The following is a 23088-nucleotide window of genomic DNA, read 5'->3' on the forward strand; positions in this document are numbered from 1 at the left end:
AACTTTTCTGAATTGTTTATAGAAATCAGAGGGATATTATTAGAGACTTAAAGACTTGTCTGATACTGCAATTGATTAAAAACGATATGATTGCATCAGCGTGATAAATTAAATGCCATAGAGTTATGGGTTGATTAAATCAAACCCAAAATAAAGAGAAAATCCTATGAATTTATTTTTCCATAACAGCTTGGCTTTCCCCACTATTATTTTTAGCGGCCTACTAATCATTGTTCTATTTTATTGGCTTTGTGCGGCATTTGGCTTATTAGATATCGACCTATTCAATCTTGATACTGAAATTGATAGTGGCATCGAGGGGAATAATTTAGATGTGACAGGTTTCGCCGGTTGGCTCACTAAATTAGGGCTCGCAGGTATCCCCGTTACCATTATTTTAACATTATTCACCCTATTCGGTTGGATAATCAGCTACTTCTGTGTCCATTTGTTTATTCGTTTTATTGATATGGACATACTACGCTACCTTGTTGGCTTTGCCATTTTCACCATTACCCTATTTATCTCCCTCCATTTAACTGCGTTTTGCCTAAAACCTATCCGTAAAAAGTTGGCGAGCCTAAATAGACCCAAAACAGTGCATCAGCTGATCGGAAAACTGGCAACGGTTCGTTCGGGCACCGTGACAGAACACAATGGTGAAGCCATTTTAGAAGATGGCGGTGCAGGCTTGATATTACAAATCAGAGCGGTATCGACAGAAAATATTAAACGTGGTGATCGCGTCATTATTATTAGTTATGACACGCAATCCCATAGCTATCAAGTCGTTACAGAAGATGAGTTTCGCCTTTAATAATAAATATTGATAAAACTTAGATCAAAAAACAACTTTAAATATGACGGCATCGTCAAAACCTATGGAGAGAGAGTATGGACTTGGCTGCTTTAATGCCTTTTTTAACCATTGTCGGGGGGATCATCCTCGTCATTCTAGGATTCTTTGGATTATTCAAAGCCTTCTATATTAAAGTTCCACAAGGTACTGCGTTGATTGTCAACGATATGTCGTCACAGCCTAAAGTGCATTTTACAGGGGCTTTAGTTTATCCGGTTATCTATAAAAAAGAGTTCATGCGAATTTCTCTTTTGACATTAGAAGTCGACCGTCGTGGTAAAGATGGCTTGATTTGTCATGATAACTTACGTGCTGATATCACCGTCGCTTTCTATTTACGCGTTAATGAAACCACCGAAGACGTGTTAAAAGTGGCGAAAGCCATTGGTGTTGAACGCGCCTCAGACCACCAAGCTGTTAGCGCCCTATTTAGCGCTAAATTTTCTGAGGCATTAAAAACCGTGGGTAAACAACTTGATTTAGCCACTTTATTTGAAAACAGACAAGACTTTCGCGATCGCATCGTCGATGTCATTGGCAAAGATCTCAATGGTTATGCACTTGAAGACGTCGCTATTGACTATTTAGAGCAAACACCAAAATCCGCCCTTGATCCTAACAATATTTTTGACTCTGAAGGTATTCGCAAGATAACTGAAATTACTGCGATTCATAATATTGAAACTAACCAAAAAGAGCGTGATCAAGAGTTAGCCATTCAGAAGAAAAATGTCGAAACTCGTGAGGCAAGCTTAGCGTTAGAACGCCAACAAGCGGATGCAGAAGCCCGTCAAAAACGTGAAATTGATAATATTCGCTCCCGTGAAACCGCAGAAACATTACGCGTTCAAGAAGAAGAGCGTCTAAAATCTGAGCAAGCGCGTATTCAAACACAGCAAGAAATTGAAATTCGTGAAGAAAATCGGATGCGTGAAGTTGAGGTTGCTCAGCAAAACCGCACCCGTGCAGTGGCTATCGAAATCGAACGCGTTAGTCGTGCTCGCGAACTTGAAATCGTTGCTCGTGAACGAGAAGTCGAACTACAGCGCATTGAAAAAGAAAAAGCATTAGAAGAAGAACGCAAAAATATTGCTAATGTGATTCGTGAACGTGTTGTCGTCGAAAAAACCGTGGCTCAAGAGGAAGAGCGTATCAAAGAAGTTCGTGAAATCTCTGAAGCTGACCGTATGAAACAAGTCACTATTATCAATGCGGAAGCAGAAGCTGAAGAGTTACTGGTTCGCCAAGTGAAGAGAGCCGAAGCGGACGAAGCCAGCGCAAAATTCAAGGCAGAAGAAATCAGTACCATGGCGCAGGCAGAATTAGAAGCTTCCGCCAAACAAGCGGAAGCTAAAAAACGCCTAGCAGAAGGTATTGAAGCCGAGCATGCAGCCTTAGGCCTTGCGGAAGCAAGAGTTCGCCAAGCAACCGCCGAAGCAGAAGAAAAAGAAGGTTTAGTACAAGCCAATGTCACCGCGGAAAAACTGCTGGCTGAAGCTCGTGGTATGAAAGAAAAAGGCTTTACCGAAGCACAAGTGATGGAAGCGAAAGCCCATGCAGAGCAACAGCAAGGCCTTGCAGAAGCGAAGATTTTAGAAGAAAAACTTATCGCTCAGGCTCGTGGTGATGAGCAACAAGCCAATGCAAAAGAGAAATTGGGTCTTGCTGACGCGAAAGTACTTGAAGAGAAACTCGCGGCTCAAGCTCGTGGTGAAGGCCAACTAGGATCGGCACAAGCGGAAGTTATTCGCCAACGCCTGAAAGCCGAAGCGGATGGTTTGACTGACAAATTCAAATCAATGGATCACCTTAGTGATACGGCAAGAGCACACGAAGAGTTCCGTATGCGCCTTGAGAAAGAGTTTGAACAGTCCATGGCAGCGATTGACGCAAATAAAGAAATTGCTCGTGAACAAGCGGATGTATTGGCCGCCGCACTGACGAAAACCAATATTGAAATTGTCGGCGGTGATGGCAGTTTCTTCAATACCTTCTCTAAAGCACTGAGTTTAGGTAAAGCCGTTGATGGTTTTATGGATAAAAGCAGCTTCGCCAAAGAGAACTTTGAAAAATTAGTCAATCGCAGTACTGAAGACAAAAAAATTGATATCGCAGCATTGCTCAAAAATCCAGAAGTACAAGATTTAATCAATGGATTTATGGCAGCGAAAGGGACTGGGGCACTAGCTAAAACGGTAACAGCGAAACCCGTTCCACCTATAGATGAATAGTACTAATTAATGCATATCTAAGGGATACCTCACTAATGTATCCCTTTACTTTGTTTTCTTTTTTATTGTCTAGTTAAGGGAATTCGCTGCACAATGTCAGATATTCAGGATACCAATCGCGAACAAGAAATACTCGATAGCGCTGTTGCAGAAGGAGGGGCTTATGAAATATTACGTAAGCGCCTCACTGAACAAGGGCAACAGCTGCATCAAAAAGCGGCGCAGTTAAATCAAAGTCGGCTAGATGAGTTCGGCCAAAGCCAAATGGATATTATTGGCCGAGTCCGTATTCGAACCGAAAATAACTGCCAAGCAAGGGATATTGTTCGTGTTGGTGAATGGTTACTGTTTGGCTATAACGTTTTTCTTGGCCTAAAAAAAGAAACCCATCTTGAAGATGTGTTTTCTTTGTATCGGCTGATCGAAAATGCCGATGAGTTCGATGTTGAAGCAATACCGTATGAAGAGACTTTCCTTAACGATACTCGCTTCATTCAGGACTTCACTGAACTCTATACCTATTATAAAAACACGCAATTACTGCAACTTGTCGAACGTGACGGCAAACTTCTCGCCAGTTTCCAAATAGGCGAGCGTATTACGGATGTCCGCGTTTTTCGCTGGTCAATCTCCAGTGATAAAAGCAAAATTGAATACATCGACAACCGAGGTGAGCGGGATATCGCACTGCCCCCTGCCTATGACTTTAATTGGCTAAAAACCTCACGAGAAGATACCGTTAATGGCCGTTTTCCTCATATCAATATCCTCGATACTGTATTTGTTGAGGCTATCGGTGGTGACCTTACGATTAAGTGTGAAAACAACACCGAAGATGGCTTAGGGATTTACCGTGAAGCGGTGCTCGATAAAAATCAATCCCTTGATGATGCACAAATTGAATATGCTCAAACAGGCAGCTTAATTTTATTAAAAATATTACCTTATCGGGAAGAAAGCTGGCGCTACTTGGTTTACAACACGCTCACACAGTCAGTACAACGTATCGATGCTATTGGGCAAGCTTGTGTACAACTTCCTGAAGACCATGGCATTATCTTCCCGGGTGGCTATTACCTACAAAATGGCGATTATAAAACCTTTGAGCAACCGATGGATGGTATGCGTTTTCGCCGTTTGCGCCGCTCACCAAATGGGGAAGATGTACTGTATGTTTTCTATTCACCAAACCAAGGTCGCTTATCCCTATTCAATTATAATTTAATTGAGCGAAAGTTGGCTGTCCCCCTGATTGGTCACGGCTATGCCATGCTAGAAGATGGCAAAATGGTGCTATTTGAAGGTGAAGGTGATGAACCTACGCGTGTTCACCCAATGCAAGTTTGGCAAACCCCTTTTTATACTGAGGAATTTGCAGACCAGCAGCAGCCTCGTGGCGGCTTTTATGGCCGAATTGGTAACGCAGATTTAGTGCGTGGTATCTCTGAAATACTCCATATCGCCAAAGAAATTGAAGGCAACCAAGTTTCTGTTGCACGTTACGAACAACTCAGCCAGCAGCCCAAAAATTTATTGGATATCTATTATTGGTTTACCGATGAACACTGTTTAGGCATAGGTAAATTACTCAAAGAAATAACGCAAACCAGTGAATTGGTTCTCGACGAATATGAAAAAGTTGAGAGTATTCGCCAACAATCTGTTAAATCAATGAATGAGGCAGTTAGTCGCCAACAATCCTTACTTTCACTGACGTTACCCGAAAGTTGGACGGATATTCAACAATTTGTTGATGGGCTAAATTCACTAAGTACACAGCGTGGGCATTTAATTTCATTACGCGAATTCCGCTATATGGATTTAACCAAGCTCAGTGCAATGGAAACTGAGATAAGTGATGCTCAACAGCGCGTATCTCAGGCAACTGCCATTTTCTTAGCCAGTGAAAAAGCATTACAACCTTTCAAAGCTCAACTAACCACTTTTGAACAACAAATAGAAAATGCACAAAATAGTGCACAGCTCGATATTCCGATGAAAGACATGGAAAAAATGTCTACCGACTTGGATATGCTATCGAATTTAATGGCGTCACTAACCTTTAATGATGTCACTCAACAGACTCAGATTATTGACTCAATTTCGCAAATTTATGCGCAATTAAATCAATCACGCGCACGCTTACAACAAAAAAGAAAATCACAAAGTAGTGTTGAAACAGTTGCACAATTTGGCGCCCAATTTCGTTTATTTAGCCAAGGGATCACCAATGCTCTTTCCCTTGCTACCGACCCCGAACGTTGTGATGATCAGCTATCACGATTATTGGTGCAGTTAGAAGAGCTTGAAGGTCAATTCAGTCATCAAGAAGAATTCCTCGATGACATATTGGCAAAGCGCGAAGAGTTAGTGGAAACCTTTGAGTCCCATAAACAGGTTTTGCTTGATGAACGCCAACGCCGCTCACAAAACCTGTTAACCGCAGCAAATCGTTTGTTAGATAGCCTGCAACGCCGAACCGTCCGTTTACAATCACAAGACGAGCTTAATGCCTTTTTTGCCTCAGACCCATTAGCGCTAAAAACCCGAGAAATCATTGAAAAATTAAGGGAAATTAACGATAACGTTAAAGCTGATGATATTGATGCGCGATTAAAAGCCTCACGTGATCAAGCCATTCGTATTTTACGCGATAAAACCGATATTTTTGAAGATGGTGGCAACATCATCAAATTAGGCCCTCGCCACCGCTTTAGTGTGAACACTCAAGAACTTGACCTCACTATTCTCCCTAAAGATAATCAACTTTGGTTATACCTGACAGGCACTGATTTCCAAGAGTCCATAGAAAATGCCGAGTTAGCCGAACTACAACCTTATTGGACAGCAACGCTAGAATCTGAATCTGAAACTGTTTATCGAGCAGAATATCTTGCTTATTCAATAATATACTCTGCATCAAAACGCCAAGATGGCCTTGACTATGCGTCACTAAAAAGTGCCTTAACCTCTCCCGATAAACTTGAAAAGCTGGTCAGAGACTTTGCCGCTCCGCGCTATAAAGAAGGTTATGAGAAAGGGATTCATGACCATGATGCTATCGCTATTTTGAAAAAGTTGATCCCAATTGGGGAAAGCGCAGATTTACTGCGTTATAGCCCAACCGCTCGGGCAATCGCGGCTATTTTTTGGGATACTGTACAAAATGGTGACTTCCCTGCGCTTTGGCCAGAACGCGCCAGAACAGCAATGAATATCCACCAGCTCTTTCATAACGACGATGCATTACTTGATCTTCAAGCTGAGATTGAAGCCGATATTAGTTTGTTTTTACAGGATAACCCGATTGAATGCCAAAGCTATGAGCAAACTCAAGCCGCTGAATATCTTAGCTTTGCACTGTCTAGAACACCGATTGAACTCATTTATAGTAAGTATGCACGGGAATTAGTTGTCGCTCTGCAAAGCCGATTAGAAGAAGCGCATATGTGGCTTGATTTTAATCGCTCACAGCAAAATTTAGGCACACGCTACGCCCAGCGTTGGTCTCTCATTCAAAATTGGCTACAAGGGTTATGTTCTATTCCTGAATTTGCTCACCTAATGCCTTATATACCGGGTGCCATTGCCATTATCATTTTAGATAAAGTTGCCTCTGCCCGTTATAGCGAAGCAGATCTTTACTTTAAAGTCAGTGGGTTACTCGGTGAGCATCCAACCATTGAAAACCAAACACTTTCACTCAGTTTGGACAACTACTTTAGCCGTATGCGTGGTCAAAGAAAACGCTTTGTTCCTGCCTTTCGTCGGTACCAAACACTACGCCAACGTATTGCAACCCAAGAACGTAGTCGACTCAAGCTACATGAATTCAAAGCTAAACCCTTAAGCTCTTTTGTCCGCAACAAGCTGATCAATGACGTCTATTTGCCGATTATTGGCGACAATATGGCAAAACAAATCGGTGCGTTAGGGGAAGGAAAACGTACTGACTTAATGGGGTTATTGCTGATGATCTCTCCCCCTGGTTACGGTAAAACCACGTTGATGGAGTATGTTGCCGACCGTTTGGGACTAATTTTTATGAAAATTAACGGCCCTGCTTTGGGTCACGATGTGTTATCTCTCGATCCTGAGCAGGCTCCGAATGCAACCGCAAGGCAAGAGCTTGAAAAACTGAATTTATCCCTTGAGATGGGTAATAACGTGATGTTATATGTGGATGATATTCAACACACCCATCCTGAGTTTTTACAAAAATTCATTTCTCTGTGTGATGGAACTCGACGCATCGAGGGAATTTGGAAAGGTAAAACCCGAACCTATGATATGCGGGGTAAAAAATTCTGTGTTGTAATGGCAGGTAACCCTTATACCGAATCGGGGGAAGTATTCCGTATTCCTGACATGTTAGCGAACCGCGCCGACATTTATAACTTAGGTGAAGTATTAGGTGGGATGGATGACGCATTCGCACTAAGCTATATCGAAAATAGCCTAACCTCAAACTCTGTACTCGCACCACTGGCACTACGCGATTTAAATGACCTTTATCTTTTAGTGGATAAAGCCATGGGTAAATCCGTTTCAACCAATACCCTAAGCTACCCTTATTCAGATGCGGAAATTAGCGAAATTGTTTCTGTCATCAAGCGGTTAATGACACTTCGAGACGTGGTATTAAAAGTCAATCAGCAATATATCGCGAGTGCAGCTCAGTCAGATAAATACCGCACAGAACCAGCCTTCCGTTTGCAAGGTAGCTACCGTAATATGAATAAGCTCAGTGAAAAAGTGTCATCCGTTATGAATGATGACGAACTTGAACGTCTTTTAGACGACCACTACCTCGGTGAAGCACAGCTACTGACCACAGGCGCAGAAGAAAACCTGTTAAAATTAGCCGAATTACGTGGAACCTTAACAGAAAAAGACGCGGCTCGTTGGCAACAAATCAAGAAAGACTTTATGCGCAATAAAGCCCTTGGGGGTGATAATGCCGATATTGGCGATCGCGTTGTGGTACAGCTTGCATCTCTGGTTGAAAGTGTTCAGGCGCTAAGCCCAAACTAGTAGGATAAAATAATGAAACCTTGGTTAAACACGCGAATTAAATTGTTAGCCGTTTTAGCGGGGTTTTTGCTCTTAATACAACTTATTAATAGCCTGACTGGGGGTTCATTAATACATTTAGGTATTATTCCACGAACATTAAATGGGCTCATTGGGATCCCTCTTGCACCCTTTATTCATGGAAGTTGGGGGCACTTACTGGGTAACCTCCCCCCTTTAATGGTACTCAGCGCATTACTGCTTCACCGCGCTATTAAAGAATATTTATATGCATCGCTATTTATCATCATCACAGGCGGTCTTGCTGTTTGGCTTGTTGGGCGTGATGCCGTACATGTCGGTGCTAGCGGTTGGGTTTTTGGCTTATGGGGGCTATTGATCGCACAAGGCTTTTTTCGCCGCAACCTCATCGATATTTTAATTTCACTATTAGTCTTATTTTACTTCGGTGCCATGGCTTCCGGCTTACTGCCCGTTCATCAATATATTTCCACTGAATCCCATATTGCTGGGGCTCTTTCAGGTGCTTTGTATGCTTGGTTGATGAATAAGCATCATAAAACTACGCCTTCAACTTAACGCGATAGACACAGCGCCCTGCACCATTGAGCAAATATTGCTCGCGTTCAATCGTTACCTTTTCCCCCATCACGTCACGAAATAGTTCAAGCTCGGAGCGGCAAAAGTTTTGACAAGCTGTGGCGGCGGCACAAATTGGGCAGTGATTTTCAATAAATAACCAGCTGTCCTCCTGCTGCTCAACTTTCGCCATATAACCTTCTTCGCTGCGCACATCTGCAAGGGCATGAAGCCGTTCAGTAAAAGATAAATTGTTACAACGTGCTAAATATTTAGCCCGACTTTCCGCTTCTCGCTGGCTAATCAGCTTTTCTAAACCTTCATCACCAAAAATAGTTCGCACTGAATCTATTAGCTGTAATGCAAGCTGAGCATGGGTATCAGGAAAACGCTGATGCCCTAATTCGGTTAGTACCCAATTTTGTCGAGGTCTGCCCGCACCAGTCTGTGAAGGGCATTGAACCCCTTCAACTAACCCTAAAGAGGTCAATTTTTGAATATGCTGACGAGCGGCTTCTCCGGTCATATTCAAATCGTGAGCAATCACGGCAGTGGAGATTGGCCCTTTTGTTTTAATACAAAACAGCACTTTATCGACTGCTTGAGTCAGGTTTAAGTTATCAAAGTAATTACTTGCATTAATCATTATGTGACTCTAATATCCAAGATAATACTTGGATATTACCTCTTTTCTAACCCTTTAGTCCAGCAGGCCTTTATATGAGCAATGAACCATCAACTGCACCACAAGCCAAATGGGCTGATTTACTCAGTGGTACCAATGCATTATTGACCATCGCTCTCACGGGTGGTGTTGCATTACATGCTATTAATATTTATATCGTTACCACCATATTACCCAGTGTGGTTAACGATATCGGTGGCCTAGAGTACTATGCCTGGAACACAACCATATTTGTCGCAACCTCCATTGTTGGGTCAGCTTTATCGAGTAAAATTCTCGACAGCTTTGGCCCTAAATTTGCCTATCTCACCGCATTATTTTTATTTTCATTAGGTTCTATTTGGTGTGCATCATCCCCTTCAATGTTGATGTTACTGGGTGGACGAGCACTTCAAGGTTTCGGCGGTGGTATTTTATTTGCACTGAGCTATGCATTAATCCGGGTGGTATTTACCCCAAATCTTTGGTCACGCGCAATGGGGGTCGTGTCTGGTATGTGGGGTATTGCCACACTATGTGGACCTGCTATTGGGGGTATTTTTGCGCAAAGCGGCCATTGGCGCTGGGCTTTTTGGTCACTTTTACCGGTCGCAGCGCTACTTGCTATCATTGTAATTAATCAACTTCCCGGGAAAAAAGCCCAACAAACCCAAAATAATAAAATTCCATTTTTAGCTATCTCATTACTGGTGATTTCTGTTTTAGCTATTTCCATTGGCAGTTTATCTGAAAAGCTCATCGCAAATCTGGCGGGTTTATTGATTGGTATTATTCTAATTATTACCATTGCTCGTATTGATGGTAAAAATGGAAAGCGCCTATTACCGACAGGGGCTTATTCATTAAAACACCCTCTTGGAATTATATTTCTAACCATGTGTTTACTGGTTGGCGGGATGACAACTGAAATTTATGTGCCTTACTTCCTGCAAACTATTCATCAATTTTCGCCACTTTCTGCAGGATACCTGACGGCAATTATGGCGGCAGGCTGGACAGTCGGGGCGCTCTTTAGTGCCAATAAAACTGGTTCGATTGTTTTGCGAATTCTTAGAATTGGGCCTGTGATCATCTTTATTTCACTAATTATACTGGCCGTTTTAACACCGAATCGACAACTAGTAGAATCGATACCCTTATTTGTTCTCTATTTACTCGCCATGGCTGGGGTTGGTTTAGGGATTGGTGTTTGTTGGCCTCACCTTGTTCTTCGTGTGTTTAATGCCGCACCAGAGGGTGAAGAAAACATTGCTTCATCATCGATTATTACTATCCAGCTTTATGCCACAGCGCTGTCTGCCGCTCTTGTTGGGGTAGTTGTCAATAATAGTGGACTAATAAACCCTGGCGGTATTGAAGGTGCACAACAATCATCTGTTTGGTTATTCGCGATATTTGCTATCTGCCCATTATTTGGTGCATTACTGATCCGAAAAGTGAAATAGCTGACATAAATAGGGCAAGCAAGGATGCTTGCCAAAAAACTGTTTTATTTTCCTTATTGAATAAGTCATCACCTTGTCTCGCTTCTTTTTAAGAATAGAGATTGGTCACAAAACTCCCTCCACTCTTTTATCTTCTGTTTGATACACATCAAAGATGTAGATTATTTGCAACTTTATCTCTTGACCCTTTACGCATCTTTAACTATAAATCGGAATGATACTAATTATCATTCCGATTACCAAAGGTTATCTATGAACGCCGCCATCAAAGGAAAGCTGTTAATCTCCACATTAGCATTGTTTGTTAGTCAAACTGTCTTTGCTGCACAAACCGTACCAGAAACTAATTTGTCTGAAAAAAATGACATTATGGTTGTGACAACCAACCGTCTGGGATCCAGCCTTTGGAATAGTCCTGCAACTATTCAGGTAATTGATAAACAAGAATTAGATAATTCAACAAACACTTCGATTGCGGATGATTTACAAGACATTCCAGGGGTCGAAATTACCGATAATGCCCTTGCTGGACGTAAACAAATTCGGATTAGAGGGGAAGCGTCCTCTCGTGTCTTGATCCTAATTGATGGCCAAGAAGTCACTTATCAAAGAGCAGGACAAGATTTTGGTGCAGGGTTATTAATTGATGAATCTTCTTTAGAGCGCATCGAGGTTGTCAAAGGCCCTTATTCTGTCCTTTATGGCTCACAAGCCATTGGTGGCGTTGTCAATTTTATTACCAAAAAAGGGGGGGATAAGCCTTTTGGTGGTGCGCTTAAAGCCGTTTATAGCTCGGCAACCAAGGGATGGGATGAATCTGCGGCGGCATGGGGAAGTGTGGGTAATTTTGATTACCGCCTTAATGGTAGCTATTCCGATCAAGGTGATAGAGATACACCCGATGGCCACCTAAAAAACACTAATCACCGCAATAACAGCCAAGGTTTATGGCTAGGCTATACCTTAGATAAACACAAATTTGGATTGTCTGTCGATCGCTATAAACTCACCACACAAACTTGGTATGACGACCCCTCTTATGAACATTTCAGTGTCAAGATCCCTGATTTAACACGGGAAAAAGTTGGCCTATTTTATGATTATGCTATCGAGGGTGATTATTTAAAAAATATCCATGTTGATGCCTATCAGCAAACGATTGAACGAGACTTTAAAAATGAAGTCGCCGTCAATACCCCGACGGGTAGTCCTATGATTGGCAACTTACGCGTTACCAACCAAACTCACTCGAAAGACAAACAATATACTCAAGGGGTGACATTACAGTCGAACCTTACCCTACCCTTTGATAATCAATTAATAGTAGGCGCACAATATCAGCGTGATAGAGTAAAACAAGCCTCTGATAGTGATAGTACATCGGCAAGCTCGACAAAATTCCCACCCGCCGTCAATTATACAAAAAGTACACAGACGCATAATCGAACTGAACAGACTAACTGGTCTTTATTTGCACAAAATGACTATGCCTTTGCCGATAACTGGAAATGGACGTTAGGTGCTCGCCAATATTGGCTCAATTCAGAGCTAACCAGTGGCAATGAAAATATCCAGCATTCAATGACAGGCAGTACTTACCGTAATTTAGATAATAGCAAAACTAACGATAACCAATTTATTGCATCGAGTAGCCTGCGCTATTCAGGTTTTGAAAATACAGAGCTCCGCCTCGCCTTTGCTCAGGGCTATGTTTTCCCAACACTCAGTCAATTATTTATGCAAACTTCTGCGGGCGGCAGCATTAATTATGGTAATACCGACCTAAAAGCGGAACACTCAAATAACTACGAAATTGGTGCACGTTATAACGGTAATCAGTGGTATCTCGATAGTGCGCTGTATTATTCAGAAGCTAAAGACTATATCGCTTCGGTGGCCTGTTCCGGTCAATCTGTTTGCAACGGCAATACCAACACATCAAGAACAGGTTATTACTATTACGACAATATCGATCGAGCAAAAACCTACGGATTAGAGCTCACCGCTGAATATCACGGCTGGGATATCGCACCTTATGTCAGTGGTAACTACCTACGTCGTCAATTTGATGGTGTAAATATCAAAACATGGGATACCGGAGAGCCGGCACTTACCGGTCGAGTTGGTGCAAAACACACCTTACTTTTTGACCAAGTGAACTTAACATCCGACCTCTTTGTACGAGCCGCTTCCCACGCAAAAAATAATACCAATGACAAAGCAACTAATTATGCGGGCTGGGCAACATTAAACCTCGCATTCAATACCGAGTTTGGAATAGAAGACCAATATCAATTCAATCTGTCCTTAAATAACCTCACCAATAAAAAATATCAAACCGCCCATGAATCTATCCCTGCTGCCGGATTTAATACCGCTGCTGGCTTTGTATGGAAATTCTAAGATGAAAAAAATACTGTTAGCTTTACTGGCCTTAAGCTGCTCCTACACGACATTAGCAAACGAAAGGATTGTTGTTGCGGGTGGGTCATTAACTGAATTGGTTTATGCATTAGGTGCGGGTAAGCAGGTTGTTGCCGTTGATGAAACAACCACGTGGCCCCCTGAATCGGCAAAACTTCCTCATATTGGTTATTGGAAACAATTAAGTGTAGAAGGCATTTTATCGCTTAATCCATCCTTGTTTATCACCTGGCAGGACGCAGGCCCACAGGTTATTTTTGACCAACTAAAAACCCAACAAATTGAGGTACTGACCCTACCGCGCATCCCTGCCACGGTTGAACAAATGTACAACAATATTGGCACACTCGCACAAGCCCTTAACCTTAAACCTGAAGGAGAAAAGCTCGTCACACAACTTCGCGAGCGTTTGGCCAATGTCACCCAGAAAAATACCGCGAGAGGGCAAACGGTGAATGTGCTGTTTATTCTTTCGGCGGGTAGCAGCGCACCACAAATTGCGGGAAAAGGCAGTGTTGCAGATATTATTCTAACTTTAGCGGGTGCGAATAACTTGGCTAGCCACTCGCAATATAAAAGTTATAGCGCTGAAGCAATTATTGCCGCAAACCCCGAAGTGATTATTGTCACAAGCCAAATGGCTGAAAACGGGATTGATAAACTCAACCTAGTGCCGGGTATTACCCACACCTCTGCATGGAAAAACAAACGCATAGTGACCATTGATCAAGCCTTGATTTTAGGAATGGGGCCACGAATTGCCGATGCAGTAGAGCAGTTAAATCACGCATTTTGGCCTGATGCTCATGAGCAAGAGTGACAATAATGAAATCTGAACTAAATTTAGCCGCGCATTTTGCACAAGAAGGCAATCAGCCATTCAAAGATAGACATGCCACTATGCCATGGCGTAGTGCAATGCCAATTAACCCAGAAAAACGCCAAGAAACTTGGCAACAACTCATTTCATCAAAAATTGAATCCCGTAAACGACTGGTTTATTTACATATTCCTTTTTGTGCTACCCATTGTACCTTCTGTGGCTTTTATCAAAATCGCTATGACTCCGACCAATGCCATAGCTACACCGATGTGTTGATACGTGAAATTGAAGCCGAGGCTGATAGCCAACTTCATCAATCATCCCCCGTTCATGCGGTTTACTTTGGCGGGGGAACGCCTTCTGCATTATCAGCGCATGATCTCGCTCGTATTATTACCACCATTAGGCGTTGCCTGCCTTTAGCGCCAGATTGTGAAATCACCATTGAAGGACGGGTATTAAATTTTGATGATGAGCGTATTGATGCTTGCTTAGATGCAGGTGCCAATCGTTTTTCTATTGGTATTCAATCTTTTAACAGTAAAATTCGTAAGAAAATGGCTCGCACCTCGACAGGGGAAGAAGCTAGAGCCTTTATGGAAAATTTATGCCGCCGTGATCGTGCTGCCGTTGTTTGCGATTTACTGTTTGGTCTCCCTGAACAAAATGCACAAATTTGGGGGGAAGATCTGGCTATTGCACGTGATATTGGCCTAGATGGTGTCGATCTCTATGCCCTTAACCTGATACCCAATACCCCACTCGGCAAAGCCGTAGAGAATGGCCGTACTACTATCCCAAACCCTGCTGAACGCCGTGACCTCTATTTACAAGGTTGCGAATTTATGGATAAAGAAGGCTGGCACTGTATTAGTAATAGTCACTGGGCTCGTACCACACGAGAACGTAACCTTTATAATTTACTGATAAAACAAGGGGCTGATTGCTTTGCTTTTGGCTCAGGCGCAGGAGGTTCGGTTAACGGTTATTCCTGGATGGGAGAGCGTAACTTAACGGCTTACTATGATGCGGTTAATGCAGGGAAAAAACCGTTGATGATGTTAATGCACACCACTGATTCACAATATCAATGGCGCCATCAGCTTCAAGCAGGGATAGAAACAGCACGCATTGTTCTCGACCAATTCACACCACACACAGCGCAACTCATCCCATTATTACAACAATGGCACCAAGCTGGGCTCACTCTAGATAACTCAAGTTGCCTTCGACTCACTAATGAAGGACGTTTTTGGGCCAGTAATATTTTACAGTCACTCCAAGAACTGATTATACAACTCAATTTGCCGCAACCTGCGGGCGAAAAAATAATTTAAAGGAGCTTTTAATGAGCAACGCTAGTTTATCTGATTTTTTAAAAACTGAACCCGACGGCACGTTAGAAACCATTGCAAAACAATATAATACAACCCTACTTGAAGTCGTGAAAAATCTTCCCGTTCATGTATTAACTCAAGGCGGTTCTTTTGACCTTGTCTGGGATACCGTAAATGAATGGGGAAATGTAACAACCTTGGTGCATACCGATGATGTTATTCTCGAGTTTTCGGGTGAACTTCCTTCGGGCTTTCATCGCCATGGCTACTTTAATTTGCGCGGCAAAAAAGGTATGACAGGGCATATCAAGGCTGAAAATTGCACACATATTGCTTTGGTAGAACGAAAGTTTATGGGAATGGATACCGCTTCAATCCTTTTTTTTAATCAATCAGGTAACGCCATGTTTAAAATATTCTTAGGTCGCGATGAGCATCGCCAACTCCTCATCGAACAGCTAGAAGCCTTCCGCTCTCTCGCTAAAACCTTAAAAGGGGCAATTCAATGAGTCCTTGGTTAATTTTTGGTGCCGGTGGTAAAGGGGTTGGCGCCTTGGCAGCTAGCCTTGCTTTCGCTGAAAAACGGCCTGTGATTGCCTTAGTGCGTAACCAAGATGCCGCCGATAAATTAACCGCACTTGGTGCTCAAGTGTTTGTTGGCGATGCCTGCGATGAAGCCATCGTGACTAAAGCTTGCCAAGCAGCAGGGGTGTCCGCAACGATCATATCGACCATGGGGGGCTCGCAAGATTATCTGGCTCATCGAACCGTCATTGATTGTGCTGAAAAAGCAGGAATTTCTCGCATGATATTAGTCACATCTCTCGGATGCGGCGATTCTTGGCAGTATTTATCCCCTCGAGCCCGCGCAGCATTTGGCCAAGCCGTTCGGGAAAAATCACTCGCGGAATCATGGTTACAAAGTAGCCAACTGGATTTTGCTATCTTACGCCCCGGAGGGCTTCTTCATGGGGATGCGACGGGTAAAGCGATACGCCAACAAGATAATGAAGCTCATGGCTTAGTTATGCGTGCCGATGTTGCCGCTCATATCCACCAATTAGCGCTTGAGACTGAATTAAAAAAACAAATTTATAGCCTAGTTCAACCCGCGTTAACGCCGGCTTAAAACATCGCGGTCAGCTCAAATCTGGCCGCTTTATCTTTTGTGAGATAATGGAATATGACCGATTTACGATCCCCTCTTCATACACTGATTGGACTCAGTATTCTACTTGCCGCATTGGTCTTTATTGCATCAGGACAGGGGGCTCTGAAGCTCACCTTCTCTTCATTACAAGATGAACGTTATTTTGATATTTGGCTGAATATTAGGCTTCCTCGGGTATTACTTGCCGTACTCGTTGGAGGTGCGCTTGCTGCATCAGGGGTGATTATGCAAGGGCTTTTCCGTAACCCAATGGCAGATCCTGCATTACTTGGTGTGAGCAGCGGTTCCGCATTAATGGTTGGGATTGCGATCGTTTTTCCTTTTTCATTTCCTGCCATTTTAGCGCTCTATGAGCAGATGATTTACGCTATCGTTGGTAGCTTGGTCGTCTGTTCCATTATCTATCTCATTAGTCGTCGTTATACCCACGGTGGCGTCATGCAATTATTACTCGCTGGTATTGCGATTAATGCCCTTTGTGGGGCAGCAATTGGTGTACTGAGCTATGTTGGCGATGAGCAGCAACTGCGCCAACTCACGCTGTGGATGATGGGAAATTTGGGTCAGGCACAATGGCCAACATTGCTGGTATGTACCTCCTTTATTTTTCCTGCACTGATTTTTGCCAATAACCTGAGTAAACGCCTAAACCTATTACAACTCGGTGATGAGGAAGCCCACTACCTCGGCATCAATGTTCGTCGTACCAGACAACAATTGTTATTAATAAGCTCGTTACTTGTTGGTGCCGCCGTTGCAGTCAGCGGTGTAATTGGCTTTGTTGGTTTGGTTATTCCTCACCTTGTCCGTATGACGATTGGTGCTGATCACCGCTGGTTATTACCTTGCTCAACACTGGCAGGGGCTTGTTTATTATTAGGCGCCGATACACTAGCCAGAACCGTTGTCCAACCTGCGGAAATGCCTGTTGGGCTGCTCACTAGCCTTATTGGTGGCCCCTATTTTTTGTGGCTGATTTTACGTGTGCGGAGACAATAATGATTGTTGCTAATAACTTAAACTATCGTGCTGGTGGGCGACAAATTACCCATAATGTCTCTTTAACTTTACCTAATGGTGAAATAACCGCTATCTTAGGCCCAAATGGTGCAGGAAAATCAACCCTATTACGCCAACTCACCGGCTATCTACCCTCAGATAGCGGCGATTGTTCATTATTGGGAAAATCACTCAAAAGTTGGCAACCCGAAGCTCTTTCACGTGTTCGAGCCGTTATGCGCCAAAGTAGCCATATGGCTTTTTCATTTTGCGTTCATGATATTGTTCGTATGGGATGTCACGCCTATTCTTCATCAAAAAATAAGGATAATACACGCCATATCATGGCGTTATGTGATTGTGAGAGTTTAGCACGACGTGATTATATGAGCTTATCTGGGGGTGAACAGCAACGTGTTCAGTTGGCGAGATTACTGGCGCAGCTTTGGGAAGATGAACCTTCACCTAAATGGTTATTTCTCGATGAACCCACTTCTGCCCTTGATATTCATCATCAACAACATCTTTTTAGGTTATTACGCCATTTAGTACAGGCTCAAAAATTAAACGTCTGTTGTGTACTTCATGACTTAAACCTTGCAGCTCGCTTTACTGATAGAGTTATATTGATGGAACAAGGACGTATTGTGGCTAATGGCAAACCAAATGAAATTCTTACTGAACAACATATTAGCCCCCTTTATCAAGCAGACATTTCCATTATTCCAGACCCAAATTATGGTGTTCCGCTCATTACTTTAAATCCTTAATGCATTAATAGCGTCGGCTTACTTAATGCAAGCCGACGCTATTAACGTTCTAATCATCTGTTTTTACGGAAAAATAGAGGAATGAAAGTAATACACAACACTAACACCACTATCGTTGCGACCATCACCGCAAAAAATGCCTGATCAAATGCCATACTGGCTTGGTTAAGTAATAAATGCGCATCTTGTTTAGGCAATTTCTCTGCCACAATCAAGGCTTCATCAAGGCTATCATAGGCTTTGTTATTGAATGCCAAACGCTCAGGTAAAGATAATTTAATGGTGTACATCGCACTCATTAAACCGCCCATAAAAGTGACACCCAATACGCTACCCAATTCATAAGCAACACCTTCAATCGAGGCCGCCATTCCCGTTTTTTCATCTGGTGCATTGAGCATGACAGCCGTAGATGCGGTTGTAAAAATAGCGCCTAAACCAAAGCCAATTAAGAATAAGAAAAACAACAGCATAATTCCGGTAGATATTTGATAACTATACGCTAACCCAATAACACCGATTAATGTACAACCAAACCCCAGTATGGTAAGTCGGCCTTCGCCAATTTTATGTAAAAAGACACCGGCCAGTGGTGAGGCCAGTACCGAGGCAATTGGAATTGGAATAATGTACAAAGCCGCTTGAAGTGGCGTATATCCCAAAACTAACTGCAATCTTTGGCTTAACAATAATTCAACGCCAACGATAATGACGATGGAGAGTATCGCCATGATGATCCCAGCGCTAAATCTCGGATTGCGCATTAATGCAAAATCAATCATCGGTGATTCAGAGGTCACTTGTCGACGACTGAAAATTGCCAAGAAAAAGATACCTATCGTCCCGGAGACAACCACTGTTAGCCAATCCGTATAAGGTTTACCGAGTTCTTTTATCGCATAAATCGAACTTATTAGCCCAATCAACACCAGAACTGAACCAATATAATCAATTTTTTTCTGGCTAGGCTCCCCACATTTAGGGATCACGTAGTAAGCAAATGGCAGCACCAACAGTACAACGGGAACATTAATTAGAAAGACCGAACCCCACCAAAAATGGCTCAGCAGCGCTCCGCCGACTAAAGGCCCTATTGCAGCGCCGCCAGATGCAACCGCAGACCAAATACCAATCGCTAACGCCCTTTCTTTTGGATCTAAAAAGACATGTCTGACAATCGCTAGCGTTGCGGGCATACTCACCGCTGCACCGACAGCCAGAAAGCCTCGTGATAAAATTAAGCTCATCGCTGTGGGGGAAAATGCCGCGCACAATGATGCAAGAGCAAAAAGAGGAAGCCCCAGCAAAAACATACGTTTATGACCCACTTTATCACTTAACATACCCGCCGCTGGCAATAGCCCAGCAACAACCAGTGGGTAAGCATTCATAATCCACAATTTTTCAGACGCGGTTGCCCCCAAATCATGGGTTAATTTAGGTAATGCGGTATAAAGTACCGTGACATCAATAACGATAAGAAACAGTACACTCGAGACTAAAAGAAGAACAATCCAGCGTTTATAATCTGCTAACATAAAATCATCTCAATAAGTTTATTTGACCGCCATTTAGTGGTGATCGTGCTACAATATAAATCCATACGTATGTATTGAAAAGAGGTTTTTCTAAATGGGACGTCAACGAACAATCGACAGAGAAAAATTATTAAACATGGCGGAAGAGATTGTCGTCACTCAAGGCGCTTCCGCCCTCACCATTGATGCGGTTGCTAAAGCAATGGGGATATCAAAAGGTGGCGTTCAATACTGCTTTGGAAATAAAGATGCCTTAATTGATGCCATGTTTGAGCGCTGGGGACAATCTTATGACGAAGTTTTTGAAAAAACGATAAAAGGCGATGATTCACCCGAAGGCCATGTTTTTGCCCATATGCAAGCCACCCACCAGCACGATAAAGTGGCGATGGCAAAAGGCGCTGCACTGATGGCTTCTTTATTACAAACCCCTGAATACCTAGAAAGCACCCGTCAATGGTATCGTGAACGGATCGCAAATTTAGATACCAGCACAGAAAAAGGGAAACGCGCCAGACTGATCTTCTTAGCCACAGAAGGGGCTTTTATGATGCGTTATTTTGGGCTAATGGAAATTGATGATAATGAATGGCAATCAATGTTTTCAGATATGAATAACTTATTGAATATATAAGATAAATAATCTTTTTTTGATATCAGTATTAATCGCCATTTTATAAACTAATGAAAACAAACATAAATGGAGGTTGTTATGATATTTTTCGATAAAAAAGTAATACCGAGTCATCATTATCCCAAACCGACCCCACCAAAGAAACGAAACTTTATTCTTGAAAACATAATAAAAATCAAAGTATTATATTCAAATAACAAGAAAAACAAAATTAAAACTGAAGAAAAACAAAAAATCAAAAACCAAAAAGAACAATTACCAATTAAATCCATAAAAAATTACGTTGTTGATAGTAAAACGATTACGTTATCAACACATAAAGAACCGATTAAACCCGTAAAAAATCACATTATTGATAATAAAAAAATTAAGTTATCAATACATGAAGCACCTTTAATTAAGGCGAATTCAATTCAGAGCACAGTAAAAAAAGAAACAAACATCAGTGAAATAGATGTTTTTTCTGAAAAATTAAAAAACATAAATGTCATATATAAAAACAATGATTTTGGAACGAACCATAAACCTAAATATTTAATCAAAAACCATAATAAACCTATTCCTCGCTATAATAATTCAGATAACACAATAAGGATCACTAACGCTAATTACCTTGGTAAAGGCGAGTATGGTTCAGCTTATAGGATAGGCAAATTTGTCATTAAGATCCCCCATGAACATATAGATTTTAAATATAATAAGCATGCTGATTATGACCGTTGCTCAAGAATATTAAATGATATAAATCATGATATTAATTTTTCTCGTGTTATAACCTTAAATAATGGTAACCAAATTTTAGTAACTCAATTTATTGATGGTAAATCGGTAGAAAATAAAAAAGCATTTGATTTTGTTCGATCACAAGGACGTATTATTTTTGATTATGGTTCAAAAGGAAATGTCAGAGAGGACAAGCAAGGTAAGCTTTATTTAATTGATGCGGACTTTATTGCTCAACCAAGAAGGCTATACAGAACACCTTCATTAGGAACATTTACGATACATCATATCTATAGTAGTCACTTAAAAAAACACCCAATAAGATTAAACGAAACAACGCCATTATATTATCCGGAAATCAATTATTTATTAACTAATAAATAAATAATCTAAAATATAAATCCGGTTTAATATTAATAAACACCGGATTTATATTTATATATTCGATTATTATTTTTTATCATAAACACTTGGAACAAAAACATTTTTTTCAATCATTTTTTCAATTTGTTTATTCAAAATCGTTTCACGATAGTGTTGATGATTACCTTGTGGCTCATGTAAATAGGTGTTTTTCGGGTAGATCGGATTTTCATAAATCAGCTGAGCACATTCGGTACGAATATCTTTCAGCCAGTTACTCACTGAGGCATTAGAGCGATGATAACGCATTGCTTCAATATCAATCACACCGTAGACATAGGTTGAACCGTTCGTATCTTCTTGTTTACCGACAATTTTACCTTTGTAATCCACGATCAATGAACGCCCACCACCACAATCTATTGGCGCTTTGGTGGTTGGAAACATATACATAGAGCCGATATTAGGCGCAACTACATAAAAATTATTTTCAAGCGCTCTGGCTCTATTAGAAATTTCAAATAGGTCATTCTCAGTAAACGGGGTAGGCAAAGAGGCGCGATATACCACTTCCGCACCATTTAAAGCCAACCCGCGACCATTTTCAGGGAAGTTACCTTCCATTGCCATCATAACGCCTAAACGACCTATTTCAGTATCGACTACTGGCCAAAACGATTGTAGCGAACGCCCATATTTTTTAATCCATTCATCATATAAATCGTGAGGAGAAGCGGAGCGCTCACAAGGTAATAGCGATGACATTTTATGATGCTTCAGGATAATGTTGCCTTTCGGATCGATAACAAACCCTACATTGAACATAATTCCCGGCCAATCAGGATCACGAGTCTTGGCCTGCGCCATAATGAATACATTTTGAGATTTAGCGAGTTCCCCTAATCGATCAGTTTCTGGTCCCGGTATATCGATTGCGCCATCATTTAAAAATTCTGAAATAGGCAAATCCAGCGCTTCATCATTGAAACCTTGTAAAGCGCCCTCAGGAAGAACTAACAATCGGACAGGAAGATCTAATGAGGATAACCATAACGCACCATGGGATAACTCCTCAAGATGGTCGATATTTTTCATAATATCGCTACGTGTTTGTATACCCCAAGTTGTAGGCACTAAACCAACTACACCATATGGTTTGATCATAATAATTCTCCGATTTTATTTTTGTGTTATCTACATTTGTATCGTTCAAAAATTAAACTTATAGAATATTATGCATATGTTAATTTTATGTCAAACAAATATTAAATCTACGTTTTGGATATTTAATATTTATTTTAACTCGATTGACAGTCCATAATTTAAAATATAAAAAATAGTATTAATATATTAACAAAAAACAGAATAGCTTATTTTTTATAAATATAACCTTATGTTATCATTTTAAATAAAACTTAAATATCAATTAGATACAGGTATGCGTGTTTTTTTGTTTTAAATAAAAATTAATTA

17 protein-coding genes are annotated in these 23088 nt (G+C 41.5%); 14 read left to right on the top strand and 3 right to left on the bottom strand.

The window, feature by feature from the left end:
* Nucleotides 1–166 precede the first annotated feature (166 nt).
* From M998_RS10635 to M998_RS10650, 4 genes are all read left to right on the top strand, one after another.
* A complete protein-coding gene (locus M998_RS10635) occupies nucleotides 167–817 on the top strand; it encodes an OB-fold-containig protein (RefSeq protein WP_068908760.1) in 651 nt (216 codons plus the stop codon).
* Nucleotides 818–894: 77 nt separating this feature from the next.
* Nucleotides 895–3090: a flotillin family protein gene (locus M998_RS10640; RefSeq protein WP_068908762.1), complete on the top strand. Its 2196-nt coding sequence runs from the start codon at nucleotides 895–897 to the stop codon at nucleotides 3088–3090.
* 93 nt (nucleotides 3091–3183) lie between these two features.
* Entirely contained in the window at nucleotides 3184–8124 is a 4941-nt protein-coding gene (locus M998_RS10645; protein ID WP_068908763.1) for a DNA repair ATPase, read from the top strand.
* 12 nt (nucleotides 8125–8136) lie between these two features.
* A complete protein-coding gene (locus tag M998_RS10650) occupies nucleotides 8137–8703 on the top strand; it encodes a rhomboid family intramembrane serine protease (RefSeq protein ID WP_068437877.1) in 567 nt (188 codons plus the stop codon).
* On the opposite strand, the gene M998_RS10655 is transcribed toward M998_RS10650, so the two are convergent.
* Nucleotides 8687–9349 carry a helix-turn-helix transcriptional regulator gene (locus M998_RS10655; protein WP_068908765.1) on the bottom strand — a complete coding sequence of 221 codons (663 nt, stop codon included), beginning with the start codon at nucleotides 9347–9349 and terminating at the stop codon, nucleotides 8687–8689. The genes M998_RS10650 and M998_RS10655 overlap by 17 nt on opposite strands.
* Nucleotides 9350–9423: 74 nt before the next feature.
* On the opposite strand from M998_RS10655, the gene M998_RS10660 reads away from it, so the two are divergent.
* The 8 genes from M998_RS10660 (at nucleotide 9424) to M998_RS10695 (ending at nucleotide 18357) form a co-directional block, all read left to right on the top strand.
* Entirely contained in the window at nucleotides 9424–10833 is a 1410-nt protein-coding gene (locus M998_RS10660; RefSeq protein ID WP_068437870.1) for an MFS transporter, read from the top strand.
* Nucleotides 10834–11085: 252 nt separating this feature from the next.
* The gene (locus M998_RS10665; RefSeq protein WP_068908767.1) at nucleotides 11086–13236 is read left to right on the top strand and encodes a TonB-dependent receptor plug domain-containing protein; all 2151 of its coding nucleotides are present in this window, start codon (nucleotides 11086–11088) and stop codon (nucleotides 13234–13236) included.
* A complete protein-coding gene (locus M998_RS10670; protein ID WP_074379436.1) occupies nucleotides 13178–14077 on the top strand; it encodes a heme/hemin ABC transporter substrate-binding protein in 900 nt (299 codons plus the stop codon). Before M998_RS10665 ends, M998_RS10670 begins: the two co-directional genes overlap by 59 nt.
* Nucleotides 14078–14082: 5 nt before the next feature.
* Entirely contained in the window at nucleotides 14083–15417 is a 1335-nt protein-coding gene (hutW, locus tag M998_RS10675) for a heme anaerobic degradation radical SAM methyltransferase ChuW/HutW (RefSeq protein WP_068908770.1), read from the top strand.
* A gap of 11 nt (nucleotides 15418–15428) precedes the next feature.
* Complete coding sequence (gene hutX, locus M998_RS10680) at nucleotides 15429–15926, top strand: heme utilization cystosolic carrier protein HutX (RefSeq protein WP_068908772.1); 498 nt, start codon at nucleotides 15429–15431, stop codon at nucleotides 15924–15926.
* Entirely contained in the window at nucleotides 15923–16546 is a 624-nt protein-coding gene (locus tag M998_RS10685; RefSeq protein ID WP_068908773.1) for an SDR family oxidoreductase, read from the top strand. Before hutX ends, M998_RS10685 begins: the two co-directional genes overlap by 4 nt.
* Before the next feature lie 54 nt (nucleotides 16547–16600).
* Entirely contained in the window at nucleotides 16601–17587 is a 987-nt protein-coding gene (locus M998_RS10690; protein WP_068908775.1) for a FecCD family ABC transporter permease, read from the top strand.
* Complete coding sequence (locus tag M998_RS10695; RefSeq protein WP_068908776.1) at nucleotides 17587–18357, top strand: heme ABC transporter ATP-binding protein; 771 nt, start codon at nucleotides 17587–17589, stop codon at nucleotides 18355–18357. Before M998_RS10690 ends, M998_RS10695 begins: the two co-directional genes overlap by 1 nt.
* A gap of 53 nt (nucleotides 18358–18410) precedes the next feature.
* Here M998_RS10695 and M998_RS10700 read toward each other — a convergent pair whose 3' ends face one another.
* Entirely contained in the window at nucleotides 18411–19895 is a 1485-nt protein-coding gene (locus M998_RS10700) for an MFS transporter (protein WP_068908778.1), read from the bottom strand.
* Between the two features lie 94 nt (nucleotides 19896–19989).
* Here M998_RS10700 and M998_RS10705 point away from each other — a divergent pair, with 94 nt between their 5' ends.
* Together M998_RS10705 and M998_RS10710 are read left to right on the top strand one after the other, a co-directional pair.
* Nucleotides 19990–20529: a TetR/AcrR family transcriptional regulator gene (locus tag M998_RS10705; RefSeq protein WP_068437845.1), complete on the top strand. Its 540-nt coding sequence runs from the start codon at nucleotides 19990–19992 to the stop codon at nucleotides 20527–20529.
* A 78-nt stretch (nucleotides 20530–20607) separates the two neighbouring features.
* Nucleotides 20608–21636: a hypothetical protein gene (locus tag M998_RS10710; protein WP_068908780.1), complete on the top strand. Its 1029-nt coding sequence runs from the start codon at nucleotides 20608–20610 to the stop codon at nucleotides 21634–21636.
* 66 nt (nucleotides 21637–21702) lie between these two features.
* Here M998_RS10710 and M998_RS10715 read toward each other — a convergent pair whose 3' ends face one another.
* Nucleotides 21703–22779 (bottom strand): nitrilase-related carbon-nitrogen hydrolase, encoded by a 1077-nt coding sequence (locus tag M998_RS10715; protein WP_068908781.1) that lies wholly within the window; start codon nucleotides 22777–22779, stop codon nucleotides 21703–21705.
* Nucleotides 22780–23088 lie beyond the last annotated feature (309 nt).

Source organism: Providencia heimbachae ATCC 35613 (genome assembly GCF_001655055.1).
GTDB lineage: Bacteria > Pseudomonadota > Gammaproteobacteria > Enterobacterales > Enterobacteriaceae > Providencia > Providencia heimbachae.